This is a genomic window from Agromyces sp. CF514 (assembly GCF_900113185.1).
In the GTDB taxonomy this organism is placed as follows: Bacteria; Actinomycetota; Actinomycetes; order Actinomycetales; family Microbacteriaceae; genus Agromyces.
The window spans coordinates 1,131,104-1,145,421 of the sequence record NZ_FOZD01000001.1; the positions used below are offsets into that span (position 1 = coordinate 1,131,104).

Genomic DNA, 14,318 nt, shown 5'->3' on the forward strand with positions numbered 1-14,318 from the left:
ATGACCTCGTCAGCACAGCAGCACCTGCCCAGGGTCGAGCGACCCCTGCACACCGGATGGCGCGTGCGCGCGGTGTCGGGCCCCGTGCCCGCTGACATCGCCGCAACCTCGATCCCGGCGACCGTGCCGGGGGTCGTGCACCTCGATCTCATGCGGGAGGGGCTCATCCCCGACCCGTACCTCGACGACCACGAGTCGGCGCTCGCCTGGATCGGCCTCGTCGACTGGACCTACGAGACGACGTTCGATCTGGCGCAGGGCGAGCTCGCCGCGGCATCCGTGCACGAGCTCGTGTTCGACGGGCTCGACACCGTCGCGACCGTGTCGCTGAACGGCACCGCGATCGCCGAGGTGGCGAACCAGCACCGCACGCACCGCATCGACGTGACCGCGCTCGTGCGCGCGGGCGGCAACGACCTCGTCGTCGCCTTCCGCAGCCCGGTGAAGCACGCGAACGCCCAGAGCCTCGCGCTCGGCGCCCGCCCCCGCCCGTACCCGACGCCGTTCGACGCGATCCGCAAGTCGGCGTGCAGCTTCGGCTGGGACTGGGGCATCGCGACCGCGACGAGCGGCATCTGGCGCCCGGTGCGGCTCGAGTCGTGGTCGACCGCCCGGTTCGGCGAGGTGCTCGTGCGGGCGACGCCCGACGGCGACGGCGGGTACGTCGAGGCCGTCGTGCGCGTGACCCGCGCGGCGGGCTCCGACGACGAGGGGGCGGATGTCGCCCTCGACGTCGACCTCGAGATCGCGGGCGTGCGCACCGCCGTCGAGATCCCGGCGGGCGAGCGCGAGGCGGTCGTGCGCGTCGACCTCGAGCAGGCCGAGCGCTGGTGGCCCGTCGGCTACGGCGAGCCCGTGCTGCACGACGTGCGGGTGCGGCTCGGCGTCGACGGATGGGTGCTCGACGAGACGACGCGGCGCGTGGGGTTCCGCGACCTGCGCTGGAACACCGAGCCCGACGCCGACGGCACGCCGTTCCAGCTCGTGGTCAACGACCGGCCCGTCTTCGTGAAGGGCGTCAACTGGATCCCGGACGACGCGTTCCCCGTTCGCGTCGACCGCGCCCGCTATCGAGCACGGCTCGAGCAGGCGGCATCCGCCGGCCTGAACCTGATCCGCGTCTGGGGCGGCGGCATCTACGAGGCCGACGCGTTCTACGAGCTCGCCGACGAGCTCGGCCTGCTCACCTGGCAGGACTTCCTCTTCGCCTGCTCGGCCTACTCCGAGGAGGAGCCGCTGCGCTCCGAGGTCGCCGCCGAGGCGCGCGACAACATCGTGCGCCTCGCGCACCACGCGTCGCTCGCGCTGCTCACGGGCAACAACGAGAACCTCTGGGGCTACGAGGACTGGGGCTGGAAGCTCGCGCTCGACGGCAGGACCTGGGGCGCGTACTACTACCACGAGCTGTTCCCGCAGCTCGTGGCCGAGCTCGCTCCGCACGTGCCGTACGCGCCGGGCAGCCCGTTCAGCCCCGGCGGCGGCGAGCACGGCGGCGAGCCCGGCGTCGAGCACGCCGGCGAGCACCCGAACGCCGAGGCGCACGGCACGATGCACGTCTGGGACCTCTGGAACCAGAAGGACTGGCCGCACTACCGCGACCTCGAGCCGCGGTTCGTGGCCGAGTTCGGCTGGCAGGGCCCGCCCGCGTGGTCGACCCTCACGAGGGCGATCAGCGACGACCCGCTGACCCCCGAGTCGCCCGGCATGATCGTGCACCAGAAGGCGATCGACGGCAACGCGAAGCTCACCGCGGGACTCGTGCGCCACTACCGCGTGCCGAACGACATGGAGACCTGGCACTGGGCCATGCAGCTCAACCAGGCGAACGCGATCTCGTGCGCCCTCGACCACTACCGCTCGCACTGGCCGAAGACCGCGGGCGCCGTGGTGTGGCAGTTGAACGACTGCTGGCCGGTCACGTCGTGGGCCGCGATCGACGGCGACGGCCACGCCAAGCCGCTGCTGCACGCGATCCGCAATGCGTTCGCACCGCGCGTGGTGTCGGTGCAGCCGCGAGCCGCCGAATCGGGTGCGCCGGGCCTGGCCGCGATCGTCGGCAACGACACCGACGACGCCTGGTCGGGCGAGCTCGTGTTCGAGCGTCGCGGCTTCGACGGGTCGGTGCTCGCGCGCGCCGCGGCATCCGTCGACGTGGCGGCGCGCGATGCGCTCACGGTGCCGGTGCCCGTCGAGGTCGCCGAGGCGACGGATGCCGCGGGCGAGCTGCTCGTGGTGACGCTCGGCGAGGTGCGCGGGCTCTGGTGGTTCGCCGAGCCGCGCGACAGCGCGCTCGCCGCCGCCGACGTGGAGGTCGAAACCGCCTCGGCCGGTGCCGGCGTCGTCACGGCGACCGTCACTGCCGGGAGCTCGGTCGTGCGCGACCTCACGTTGCTCGTCGACAAGCTCGACGTGCGCGCCTCGGTCGACTCGGGACTCGTGACCCTGCTGCCCGGTGAGTCGCACGTGTTCACGGTGTCGGGCGTCGACGCACTCGAAGCGCGGGCCGTGGCCGATCCCCGCGTGCTCCGCAGCGGCAACCAGTTGGTGACCGCGTGAGCGGCGACCTGCTGCGCGAACCCGTCTGCGGCATGACCTGGGGCTGGACCGGTGTGCGCGGCACCTGGTCGACCCCCGCCGCAGAGGAGTCCATGCGGCTCATGGCCGAGCACGCCGTGACCTGGACGGCGCTCGCGTACGCGGCCGAGCAGGCGACGCCGTTCTCGACCGAGATCCCGTTCGAGTCGGAACCGACCGTGACCGACGACGAGATCGTCGGCGCCATCCGGCAGGCGCACGCGCTCGGCTTGAAGGTGTGCCTGAAGCCCGTCGTGAACGTGGGCGACGGCACCTGGCGCGCCCACATCGGCTTCTTCGACTGGGACGTGCCCGGAGAACCGAGCTGGACGCAGTGGTTCGAGTCGTACACGCGATTCATCGTGCACGCGGCCCGCATCGCCGAGGCCGAGGGGTGCGAGATGCTCTGCATCGGCTGCGAGATGGTGCGCGCCGACGGGCAGGACGCCCACTGGCGGGCGCTCATCGCCGAGGTGCGGGCCGTCTACTCGGGCCCGATCACCTACAACTGCGACAAGTACCAGGAGGACCGCGTCACCTGGTGGGATGCGGTCGACGTGATCTCGTCGAGCGGCTACTACCCGATCGACTCGTGGCAGCAGCAGCTCGACCGCATCGAGCCCGTCATCGCCGCACACGGCAAGCCGTTCTTCTTCATGGAGGCGGGCTGCCCGTCGCGTGAGGGCTCGGCCGACCTGCCGAACGACTGGAACCTCGTCGGGGATCCGTCGGGAGCCGAGCAGGCGCGGTACTTCGAGGCCATGTTCGACGCGTGCCGTGCGCGCCCCTGGGTGCGCGGGCTCATGCTCTGGGACTGGCCCGCGACGCTCTACGCACCGGCCGATGCGGCCGCGAACGACGACTACTGCCCCTACGGCAAACCCGCGGCAGCGGTCATGGTGCGCGAGTACCGCGCGTGGGCGGCCGAGGCATCGAGCGACGCGTCCGCCACCGCGGCCGGGGTGACGGCGTGACCGGCTCCGTGCTCGCGATCGACGCGGGCCAGACCGGCATCAAGACCCGGGTCGCGGATGCCGCGGGCGGGTCGATCGAGACGGTGCTGCCCGGCATCCGCACGCATGAGCCGCTGCTCGTGCAGCTCGCCGAGGCGACGGCGCGGGTCGCCGCGACGCAGGCCGACGCATCCGGACGCATCGAGGTGCTCGCGGCCGGCGTCTCAGGGCTGACCCGCGCCGACGCCGACGCCGACGCGCTGCTCGAGGCCGTGCGACCGTTCGGCGTGCGGCGCGTGCTGCTCGCACACGATTCCGTGTCGTCGTTCGTCGGGGCGCTCGGGGATCAGCGCGGGGCCGTCATCGCCGCGGGCACCGGCTCGGTCACGCTCGGCGTCGGTCGCGACGCGGTGCGCCGGGTCGACGGCTGGGGCAACATCATGGGCGACGCGGGCAGCGGGTACTGGATCGGGCGCGAGGCGCTCGACGCGGCGATGCGGTCGTACGACGGCCGCGGTCCCTCGACCGTGCTGAGCGGGCTCGTCGCCGACCGCTGGCCCGACCTCGAGCAGGCCTACATCGACCTGCAGGCCGACCCGCACCGGGTGAGCGTCGTGGCGTCGTTCGCCGTGCGCGTCGCCGAGCTCGCCTCGGTCGACCACGTCGCCGCCGACATCTGCCGGCGAGCGGCCGACGAGCTCGCGGGCTCGGTCGTCGCGGCCCTGCGCGAGGTCGGCGAGGCCGGCGGCGACGCGAGGCCGCGGCTCGCCGCGATCGGCGGCGTGTTCCGCGCGGCGCGCATCCGCAGTCGGTTCGAGCAGCAGGTGAGGCAGGCGGTTCCGGCCGTCGAGATCATCGCGCCGCTGGGGAGCGGGCTCGACGGGGCGGCGGCACTGGCCCACCTCGACGACGCGCACCCCCTGCGTGCGCACCTGGCCGTCGCGTCGCTGGAGCACTCGACCAGCGCGTGAACCGTCCCGGCCGTGCCCGTGCCGAAGATGCCTCTTGACAGTGAATTGTGTTTGTTCCAAACTCAATTCACACGTGCAAGGAGGCAATGTGAAGATCGTCATCATCGGTGCGGGCATCGGAGGTCTCGCGACCGCCCTGAGTCTCGGACGAGCAGGGTTCGACGACGTGACCGTCGTCGAACGGGCCGCCGAGCTGCGGCCGCTCGGCGTGGGCATCAACCTGCTGCCGCACGCGGTGCGCGAGCTGACCGAGCTGGGCCTCGGCGACCGCGTCACCGCCATCGGCACCGCACCCGGCCGGCTCGCCTACTTCAACCGCTTCGGCCAGCCCGTCTGGAGCGAGCCCCGCGGCCTCGAGGCCGGCTACCGGTGGCCGCAGCTCTCGGTGCACCGCGGCGAGTTCCAACTCCTGCTCGTCGAGGCCGTGCGCGAGCGGTTCGGCGACGAGGCGATCCGCCTCGGGTGGCGCGCGACCGGCGTCGAGCACGGCGTCGAGGTCGCGGCGGCGGGCGGCGGCATCCGTGCCCAGGAGCGCGTGAGCTTCGCGGATGCCGCGGGCGACGAGCTCGTGCTCGATGCCGACGTCGTCGTGGCCGCCGACGGCATCCACTCAGCGATCCGCGCGCAGCACAATCCGGGCGAGGGCGCTCCGCCGTGGAACCGCCTCGTGCTCTGGCGCGGCACGGCCGTGGTGCCCGCCTACCTCGACGGCCGCACGATGATCATGGCGGGCGACGCCGAGCAGAAGTTCGTCGCCTACCCGCTCGTGCACGAGGGCGCCGCCGACGAAGGCGCCGAGGGTGCAGCAGACGGCACGATCCGCGTGAACTTCATCGCCGAACGGCGCGCGCCCGAGGGCGTCGACGAGACGGCCGACTGGAACCACGCCGTCGATCCGGCGCCCATCGTCGAGCTCTTCGCGGACTGGCGGTTCGACTGGCTCGACGTGCCGGGCGTCATCGCCGCGGCCGACGAGATCCTCGAGTACCCGATGGTGGACCGCGATCCGCTCGAGCGCTGGACGGTCGGGTGCACCACGCTCCTCGGCGATGCCGCGCACGCGCTCTACCCGAACGGGTCGAACGGCGCGTCGCAGGCCGTCATCGACGCACGGACGCTCGCATTCCACCTGGCGGGCGCGGTCGGGGCGGCCGCTGGCGCTGGCGGGGCCGACGCCACCGGCCGGGCCGCGATCGAGACCGCGCTCGCCGCCTACGAGGCCGATCGCCGCCCGGCGACCACCAGGCTCAACGAGATGACGAGGCGGCTCGGGCCCGAGCGCGTCATGCAGCTCGCCTTCGAACGCGCGCCGCAGGGCTTCGCCGACGTGCACGACGTGATCCCCGAGGCCGAGCTGCGGCAGATCGCCGACTCCTACAAGGTCGCGGCCGGGTTCCACCCCGACTTGCTCAACGAGCGGTCGTCGCTGACGCCCGCGGTGCGCGCATGAGCCCCGCCGAGGCATCCGACGCGCTCGACGTCGCACGGCTCAGCGGGCTGATCTCGCCGCTGCGGAGGAGCCTGCTGCGAGCCGCACGGGCAGCAGAGCACCTGCCCGACATCCCCGACGCGCAGATCGAGGTGCTGCGCGCCCTCCCGGCGGGCACGTCGCGCAGCCCGGTCGAGCTCGCCGACGACCTCAGCCTCAACCGCACGACCGTGAGCAACCTGCTGAAGTCGATGGAGGCCGCCGGCCTCGTCACAAGGGCGCCGGATGTCGCGGACCGCCGTCGCGTCGAAGTGCGCGCCTCGACGAAGGCCCACCGGCTGCTCGAACGGTTCGACGCGGCCAGCGCCGGCTTCGTGGGGGAGGCGATCGCCGACCTCGATCCGGCCGACGCCGTCGCGCTCGCATCCGCGCTGCCCGCCCTCGAACGGCTGCGCGACGCCCTGCAGGATCGCTCGCGGGCCGCCCGCGGCATCCGCTCGGCCACCGAAGCCGGGTAGCCGAGCACCGCACGACCGAAACGCCCCCGCACGCCGCCCCGAGCCCGCCCCACCCGACCGTCAAGGAAGACGAATGACCCGACGCACCCTCTCCGACCGCATCGGCGCCGCGATGATGCGCCGCACGCTCAAGGGCTTCGAGCCCGGCGACCGGCACGTCGAGATCTCGCGAGTCGAGACCCCCATGGCCGACGGCACCGTGCTCGTGGGCGACCTGCTCATGCCCGACCGCATCGAGCCCGGCACGCCGACGGTCGTGATGCGCACGCCGTACGGTCGCTCCTCGGCGTTCCGGGCACGGCTGCCGCTGCCGCTCGCGAGCCGAGGGTTCCCGGTGCTCCTGCAGAGCGTGCGCGGCACGTTCGGCTCCGGCGGCGAGTTCGTGCCGCAGCGCAACGAGGCGTCCGACGGGCTCGAGACCCTGCGCTGGGTGCGCAGGCAGCCGTGGTTCACCGGCCACCTCGTGTCGGCGGGCGGCAGCTACCTCGGCTTCACGCAGTGGTCGGCGACGGCTGCGGCGCTGCGGGCCGGCGAGCCGGAGACGGCGGCCGAGTCGATGTCGCTCGCCGTGACGATGCCCGACTTCGGCGCGATCACGTGGGATCACGGCGCGTTCTCGCTCGGCAACTCGTTGACGTGGAGCCGCATGATGACGGTCATCGAGAGCGCCAGGATCATCCTGACCATGATCGGGCCCGACACGAAGTTCAAGGCCGCGCTGACGCACACGCCGCTCGGAAGTGCCGACCGCGCCGCCACCGGCGCGGACATCCCGTGGTGGGACGACTGGCTGCACCACGAGGACCTCCGCGATCCGTACTGGGCCGAGCAGTCGTACCGCGCGGATGTCGCGAACGTGACCGCGCCCGTCAGCATGACGACCGGCTGGTACGACATCTTCCTGCCGTGGCAGATCGGCACTTATGAAGACCTCGTGGCGCAGGGGAGGCAGCCGCTGCTCACGATCGGCCCGTGGGGCCACGACTCCGCCGACTCGTCGATCGCCGACATCGAGAACGCGATCGCGATGTGGGACGAGCAGTTCCGCGGCATCCCGAACCCGCGCGCGGAGCCCGTGCGGTTCTACCTGCAGGGTGCGGATGTCGCGGGCGGCCCGGGTGCGGGTGGCGCGGGTGCGGGCGAGTGGCACGACTCGGCGGCGTGGCCGCCCGTCGGCACCGAGCCCGTCGAGTGGTACCTCGGCGCCGGCGGACGGATCGGGAAGGAGGCGCCGACCGCGCCGGGTGCGCCGACCGCGTTCCGCTACGACCCGGCCGGAGACCCGACGCCCTCGACGGGCGGTCCCGTGCTGCGCGGCGACGGCGGCGCGGTCGACGACCGCGAGCACGAGCAGCGGGCGGATGTCGCGACCTTCACGAGCGAGCCCCTCACCGCGGATCTCGACGTCACGGGCACGCCCGTCGCGAAGATCTGGCTGCGCAGCGACCGCCCGAGTGTCGACGTGTTCGTGCGCCTCACCGAGGTGCACCCCGACGGACGCTCGATGAGCGTGACCGACGCGATCCGGCGCATCGGTGCGCCGGGCACGCGGCACACCGATCCGGTGCGCACCGACGACGGGGCGTGGGAGGTCGAGGTGCCGCTCTGGCCGACCGCGCACCGGTTCGCGGCGGGCAACCGGGTGCGCGTGCAGGTGAGCTCGGGCGCATTCCCGCGCTACGCGCGCAACGGCGGGACCGGCGGCCCGGCCGCGACCGAGACCGAGCTGCTGGCCGCGAACCAGGAGGTCTTCCATGAACCGGTCCGCCCGTCGTCGATCACGCTGCCGGTCTGGACCCGCGCATGAGCGCCGTCGAACCGCCCGCGACGCGACTCGTGAAGCTCTTCCGCGTCGCGGTGCTGGTCGGCGGCATCGAGGATCACGGCGTGACGAGCGCCGGTCATCGCCGGGTGGTGCCGATCACCGGCGGACGCATCAGCGACGGCCTCGACGCCGAGATCCTGCCCGGGGGAGCGGACTGGCAGGTCGTGCGCCCCGACGGCACGATCGAGATCGACACGCGCTACTCGGCACGCACGAGCGACGGCGACCTGCTGCACCTGCGCACGCACGGCATCCGCTCCGGATCGCCGGAGGCGCTCGCGGCGCTCGGCCGCGGCGAGATCGTGCCGCCCGAGCGGTACACGTTCCGGCTGCACGTGGAGGTCGAGACATCCGCCCCCGCCTTCGCCGAGCTGCAGCGGCAGCTCATCGTGGGGGCCGCGGCGCGCGGGCCGCACGAGGTCGTGTACGACGCCTACCGGCTCGACTGAGCACCGTCGCGCTCGGGAGCGGAGATGGGTTCGCCCGGCCCGACGAGCACGCGCCAGACCCAGTCCGCGGCCGTCTCGATGCTCGGACGCGGATCGAGCTCGAGCCAGGCCTGGATCACCGCGAGGCACGATCCGGCGATGCCGGCGGCGACGATGTCGATGGGCAGGCCCTCGAAGGCGGTCGTGCCCGACGAGATGACGCCCGCGCGCGCCTGCGCCTCGAACCGCGATCGGATGCGCGCCGCCACGATGGGGGAGCCGCGCTCGCCGAGCAGGCGCCGATAGAGGTCGGCGTCGGTCTCGAAATGGCGGAGCGCGGCGATCATCGACGGCGGCAGCTGCGCAGGAACCGAGGTCGGGGTGGGCGCCGAGGCTGCGGCCTCGATCTCGGCGGCCTCGATCGCGTCGGCGAGCAGCGAGTCGCGGTCGTCGTAGTGCTGGTAGTAGCTCGAACGGTTGACGCCGGCCGCATCGGTGATGTCGGCGACCGTCGCGTCGTCGAACCGGCCCGCGCGCGCGAGTTCGAGCGCCGCCTGCTGCAGCGCCCGCCGGGTGCGCTCGACGCGCGCATCCACTCGGTCGTCGGTCGATTCCGCCACTCACGCATTCTCGCACCGATTGGACGTCGAAACCGTGACTTCGCCGACAATTGTCGGATATCCGACAGATGTTGTTTAGGCTGGAGGCATCCAGTTCGGAGTAGAAAAGGAACCCATCATGGCCCTCACCGCCAACTCCACCATCGCCGAGTGGCTCGCCGACCCCGCGGGCAAGGCTGCGCTCGAGGGCCTCGTCGGCCAGGGCGGCGGCTCGACCGACCAGCTCGCCCCCATCGCGGGCCTCCCGCTGCAGCAGCTCGTGGTCATGAGCCAGGGCCAGATGCCCCAGTCGGCCGTCGACGAGCTCGTCAAGGCGGTCAACGGCGGCGTCATCCCCGAGGAGTCGGGTGAGTCGACGGCCTGGGCCGAGAAGATCACCTCCGGCCGCTTCGCCGGCAAGACCGTCATCGTCACGGGTGCAGCCTCGGGCATCGGCCGTGCCACCGCGAGCCGCATCGCGCGCGAGGGCGGCCGCGTCGTCGCCGTCGACATCTCGGCCGAGAAGCTCGATGAGTTCGCCGCCTCGATCCCCGGCGCCGAGATCGTGCCCGTCGCCGGCGACATCACCAAGCAGGAGTCGATCGACGCGATCGTCGCCGCTGCGGGCGAGCAGATCCACGGCCTCGCGAACGTCGCCGGCATCAACGACGACTTCTCGCCGATCCACGAGACCCCCGACGCCATCTGGGACAAGGTCATCGCCGTCAACGTCACCGGCACGTTCAAGCTCACGCGCGCCGTCGTGCCGTTCATGCTCGAGGCCGGCAAGGGCTCGATCGTCAACGTGGCGAGCGAGGCGGGCCTGCGCGGCAACGCGTCGGGCAACGCCTACACGACCTCGAAGCACGCCGTCGTCGGCCTCACCAAGTCGGCCGCGTTCATGTACGCGCTCCAGGGCGTGCGCGTGAACGCCGTCGCACCGGGCGGCGTCGCCACGGGCATCCCGTTCCCCCCGCACGTGTCCGAGGTCGGCTCGGCCCGACTGGCTCCGTTCCAGGGTGCGATCCCCACGGTGGCCACCGCCGAGGCGCTCGCCGCGTCGATCACGTTCCTCCTGAGCGATGACGCCGTGAACATCAACGGCGCGATCCTCGCCTCCGACGGCGGCTGGTCGGTGCAGTAACCCGGACAGTCGCGACGCCTCAACGGCGTGCTCAGGGCGGGGCGGATGCTACGGCATCCGCCCCGCCCTTTCGCGTGCCCACGGCATCCGGAGCCCGCTCTGCCACTTTGATCGGCCTGCTTGACAGATGGTCAGACCAATGCCTACACTCCTTGAAACGGTGATGGTCTGACCATCATTCCGATACAAGTTTCCGCAAGTTCCGCCTGGCATCGCCCTCGTCGGGAGCACTACAAAGGAGTGGTTCGTGAATCTCTTCACGCTCATGCAGCAGCGCACGGCCGAGGCCGGCCCGATCCGAGTCGGCGTCATCGGCGCAGGCAAGTTCGCCTCGATGTTCCTCACGCAGGCCGTCGGCAGCGCCAACATCCACGTCGTCGGCGTCGCCGACATCAACGTGCCCAAGGCGAAGGACGCCCTCGCCCGCACCGGGTGGCCGGCCGAGCGCTACGCCGCGGCGTCGCTCGACGAGGCCGTCCGCACCGGCGGCACCGCGGTCATCGACGACTCCACCGCCCTCATCACGCACCCGAGCGTCGAGGTGATCCTCGAGATCACCGGCAACCCGCTCGTCGGCACCTACCACGCGGTCACCGCGATCGACCACGGCAAGCACGTGATCATGGTCAACGTCGAGGCCGACTGCATGGTCGGGCCGATCCTGCAGCGCCGCGCCCAGGCCGCGGGCGTCATCTACGCGATGGCGTACGGCGACCAGCCCGCCCTCATCTGCGAGCTCGTCGACTGGTGCCGCACCGTCGGCTTCGACGTCGTGGCTGCGGGCAAGGGCACCAAGTACCTGCCCGAGTACAACTACTCGACGCCCGACACCGTGTGGAACTACTACGGGTTCAGCGAGGAGCAGCTCGCGAGCGGCGACTACAACCCCAAGATGTTCAACTCGTTCCTCGACGGCACCAAGTCCGCCATCGAGATGGCGGCCGTCGCCAACGGCACCGGCCTCATCCCGCAGGACGAGGGCCTGCTCTTCCCGGCCGCCAGCAAGGACGACCTCCCGACCGTGTTCCGCGAGAACCGCCTGCGCGGCGGCAGCCTCACGCGCCGCGGCACCGTCGAGATCGCGTCGAGCATGTACCGCGACGGGCGCGAGGTGCCCGACAACCTGCGCTGGGGCGTCTACGTCACCTTCGAGGCCACCACCGACTACGCCGTGCAGTGCTTCAAGGAGTACGGCGTGCACACCGACGAGACCGGCCGTTACGGCTCGCTCTACCGGCCGTACCACATGATCGGGCTCGAACTCGGCGTCTCGATCGCCGCAGCCGTGCTGCGCAACGAGGCGACCGGCGCCCCCACCGGGTTCCGCGGCGACGTCGTGACGACGGCCAAGAAGGACCTGCGCGCCGGCGACACGCTCGACGGCGAAGGCGGCTACACGGTCTTCGGCAAGCTCGCGCCCGCACACCTCTCGCTCGACCGCAACGCGCTGCCCCTGGGCCTCGCGCACGGCGCCAAGCTCATCCGCGACGTCGCCAAGGACCAGACGGTCTCGTGGGACGACGTGCAGCTCGACGAGTCGCAGTTCGCGGTGCAGATCCGCCGCGAGCTCGAGGCCGAGTTCCGCGCCGAACACGCCGTCGTCGCGGCCTGATCCGGTCTGACCGTCCGACCATGGAAACTACGATGGGGTCACCGGACTTCACCGCTCGTGGCCTCCGGCAATCGGAGGGGATGACGCATGGCAGCGAACGACGCATGGGAGCCCGTGCAGCGCATTCGAACGTACGAGCAGGTGATGGCCCAGATCGAGGAACGCATCCTCGACGGCCGGCTGAAGGCGGGAGACCACCTTCCGAGCGAACGCGACCTCGCAGTCTCGCTCGGGGTCTCCCGGCCCTCGCTCCGCGAGTCGCTGCGAGTGCTCGAAGCGCTCGGAGTGGTGGAGATCCGTCGTGGCGGCGGGCCCGACGGGGGAGCTGTGCTCCTCTCGACGCCCGGCGACGGCATGGTCAACCTGCTCAAGCTGCAGATCGCGCTCGCGCACTTCAACTGGACCGATGTCCTCGAGACCCGCCTCGCGCTCGAGGCCTGGAGCGTCGAGGAGGCCGCCTACCGATCCCAGGATGACGACCACCGAGAGCTCCGAGCCATCCTCGACCGGATGGACGCCCCCGACATCGACTCCGCCGAGTTCAACCGACTCGACGCCGCGTTCCACCTGCGGATCGCGGAGGCCACCGGCAACGCGCTCACCGCCCACTTCATGGGCTCGCTGCGCACCGCGATCCATCGCCAGATGGTGCAGGTCTACGCCGAACTCGTCGACTGGCGCGAGACGGCCAAGACCGTTCGCGCCGAGCACCGCCAGATCCTCGACGACATCGTCGCCGGAGACGGCGCGGCAGCGGCCGAGCACGTGCGACGCCACATCACCGATTTCTACCAGATCACCGCTCACGGCGGGAACGCCCGAACCTAGTCACCCCGGTTCGGCTCCCGCCGGCTCGAGGCCGAACGGCTTCAGTATCAAGGGAGATATGAACCGACCATGACGACCATGACCATCGAACCAGCGCAGCGGGCCAAGGACGGCTCGCCCGACAAGCTCAAGACCGCGATCGGCAGCGCCGTCGGCACGACGATCGAGAACTACGACTTCCTGGCGTACGGCACCGCTGCGGCGCTGTACTTCAACACCGTGTTCTTCCACGCCGAGGACCCCGTCGTCGGCATCCTGCTCGGCTTCGCCACGTTCGGCATCGGGTTCGCGATGCGCCCCCTCGGCGGCGTGATCGGCGGATACCTCGGCGACCGCATCGGCCGCAAGCCCGTGCTCGTCGGCGCGCTCCTGCTCATGGGCATCTCGACGGTGCTCATCGGCATCCTGCCCACCTACGAGCAGGTCGGACTCCTCGCGCCGATCCTCCTCGTGCTCATCCGCGTCATCCAGGGCATCGCGTTCGGTGCCGAGTGGGGCGGCGCGATCCTCATGACCTTCGAGCACGCGCCCTGGAAGAAGCGGGGCAAGTACACCGCGATCCCGCAGGCGGGCGTGCCCCTGGGCCTGCTCCTCGCGAACCTCGTGTTCCTGTGGTCCACGAACCTCGACAACGAACTCGCATGGCGCCTGCCGTTCCTGCTCTCGTCGGTGCTCATCGTCGCGGGCCTCATCATCCGCGCGAAGGTCTCGGAGTCGCCCGAGTTCGTCGAGACGAAGACCGCCGGCCTCACGGTGAAGAACCCCCTCAAGGAGGTCTTCAAGAACGACTGGCGCACGATCCTGCGCGTCATCGCCCTGCGCCTCGCCGAGTCGGGCGGCTTCTACGTGATCGTGACCTACATGCTCTCGTACCTCACGTCGGGCGACCAGCCGATCACCGACCGCGCGACCGCGCTCACCGGACTCGTGACCGCTGCGGCCCTCGGCCTCTTCACGACGATCCTGTTCGGCGCGCTCACCGACCGCGTCGGCCGGAAGCCCGTGTACCTCGTCGGCACGATCGCGCTCATGGCGTTCGCGTTCCCGATGTTCCTGCTCGTCAACACGGGCGTGCCCTACCTCATCGTGTTCGTCTACATCATCGCGATGTCGATCATCCACGACTCCCTCGCCGGCACGCAGGGCGCCTGGTTCTCGGAGCTGTTCAGCACGAACGTGCGCTCCTCGGGCGCCTCGATCGGCTACCAGTTCTCTGCGGCGATCTCGGGCTTCATCCCGCTCATCGCCACGGCCGTCGCGATCCCGCTCGGCTGGGGCGGCGTCGCGTGGGTCTACCTCGCCTGCGGCCTGCTGGGCTTCATCGGAACCGTGCTCACCCGCGAGACGTGGGGCAAGAAGGAGCGCGCCGAGGTCGACGCGATCATCGCCCGCTCGTCCTGAACGAGCGGTGGGGCGGATGCCGCGGCATCCGCCCCA

The 14,318-nt window shown here is 71.4% G+C and carries 12 protein-coding genes; 11 read left to right on the plus strand and 1 reads right to left on the minus strand.

Annotated features, from left to right (window positions below):
- The 7 genes from BM342_RS04910 to BM342_RS04940 all read left to right on the plus strand — a co-directional run bounded on the left by BM342_RS04910 (position 1) and on the right by BM342_RS04940 (position 8,719).
- Positions 1 to 2,556, plus strand: coding sequence for a glycoside hydrolase family 2 protein (locus BM342_RS04910; RefSeq protein WP_092966544.1), 2,556 nt, complete (start codon positions 1 to 3; stop codon positions 2,554 to 2,556).
- A 32-nt stretch (positions 2,557 to 2,588) separates the two neighbouring features.
- A complete protein-coding gene (locus BM342_RS04915; protein ID WP_092966546.1) occupies positions 2,589 to 3,548 on the plus strand; it encodes a glycoside hydrolase family 113 in 960 nt (319 codons plus the stop codon).
- A complete protein-coding gene (locus BM342_RS04920; protein WP_092964340.1) occupies positions 3,545 to 4,498 on the plus strand; it encodes an N-acetylglucosamine kinase in 954 nt (317 codons plus the stop codon). Before BM342_RS04915 ends, BM342_RS04920 begins: the two co-directional genes overlap by 4 nt.
- A gap of 88 nt (positions 4,499 to 4,586) precedes the next feature.
- Positions 4,587 to 5,948 (plus strand): FAD-dependent monooxygenase, encoded by a 1,362-nt coding sequence (locus BM342_RS04925; protein ID WP_092964341.1) that lies wholly within the window; start codon positions 4,587 to 4,589, stop codon positions 5,946 to 5,948.
- Positions 5,945 to 6,445 (plus strand): MarR family winged helix-turn-helix transcriptional regulator, encoded by a 501-nt coding sequence (locus tag BM342_RS04930; RefSeq protein WP_092964342.1) that lies wholly within the window; start codon positions 5,945 to 5,947, stop codon positions 6,443 to 6,445. The genes BM342_RS04925 and BM342_RS04930 overlap by 4 nt, the downstream gene beginning before the upstream one ends.
- 73 nt (positions 6,446 to 6,518) lie before the next feature.
- A complete protein-coding gene (locus tag BM342_RS04935; RefSeq protein WP_092964343.1) occupies positions 6,519 to 8,252 on the plus strand; it encodes a CocE/NonD family hydrolase in 1,734 nt (577 codons plus the stop codon).
- Positions 8,249 to 8,719 carry a DUF3237 domain-containing protein gene (locus BM342_RS04940; RefSeq protein WP_092964344.1) on the plus strand — a complete coding sequence of 157 codons (471 nt, stop codon included), beginning with the start codon at positions 8,249 to 8,251 and terminating at the stop codon, positions 8,717 to 8,719. The genes BM342_RS04935 and BM342_RS04940 overlap by 4 nt, the downstream gene beginning before the upstream one ends.
- Here the strand turns inward: BM342_RS04940 and BM342_RS04945 are convergent.
- Positions 8,704 to 9,318, minus strand: coding sequence for a TetR/AcrR family transcriptional regulator (locus BM342_RS04945; RefSeq protein ID WP_092964345.1), 615 nt, complete (start codon positions 9,316 to 9,318; stop codon positions 8,704 to 8,706). The two genes, BM342_RS04940 and BM342_RS04945, sit on opposite strands and share 16 nt — an antisense overlap.
- A 118-nt stretch (positions 9,319 to 9,436) precedes the next feature.
- On the opposite strand from BM342_RS04945, the gene BM342_RS04950 reads away from it, so the two are divergent.
- From BM342_RS04950 to BM342_RS04965, 4 genes are all read left to right on the plus strand, one after another.
- Positions 9,437 to 10,441 carry an SDR family NAD(P)-dependent oxidoreductase gene (locus BM342_RS04950; RefSeq protein WP_092964346.1) on the plus strand — a complete coding sequence of 335 codons (1,005 nt, stop codon included), beginning with the start codon at positions 9,437 to 9,439 and terminating at the stop codon, positions 10,439 to 10,441.
- A 247-nt stretch (positions 10,442 to 10,688) separates the two neighbouring features.
- A complete protein-coding gene (locus tag BM342_RS04955; RefSeq protein ID WP_092964347.1) occupies positions 10,689 to 12,053 on the plus strand; it encodes an NAD(P)H-dependent oxidoreductase in 1,365 nt (454 codons plus the stop codon).
- Between the two features lie 87 nt (positions 12,054 to 12,140).
- On the plus strand, positions 12,141 to 12,881 hold the full coding sequence (locus BM342_RS04960; protein ID WP_092964348.1) for a FadR/GntR family transcriptional regulator: 741 nt from the start codon (positions 12,141 to 12,143) through the stop codon (positions 12,879 to 12,881).
- A 78-nt stretch (positions 12,882 to 12,959) separates the two neighbouring features.
- The gene (locus tag BM342_RS04965) at positions 12,960 to 14,282 is read left to right on the plus strand and encodes an MFS transporter (RefSeq protein ID WP_255368530.1); all 1,323 of its coding nucleotides are present in this window, start codon (positions 12,960 to 12,962) and stop codon (positions 14,280 to 14,282) included.
- Positions 14,283 to 14,318 lie beyond the last annotated feature (36 nt).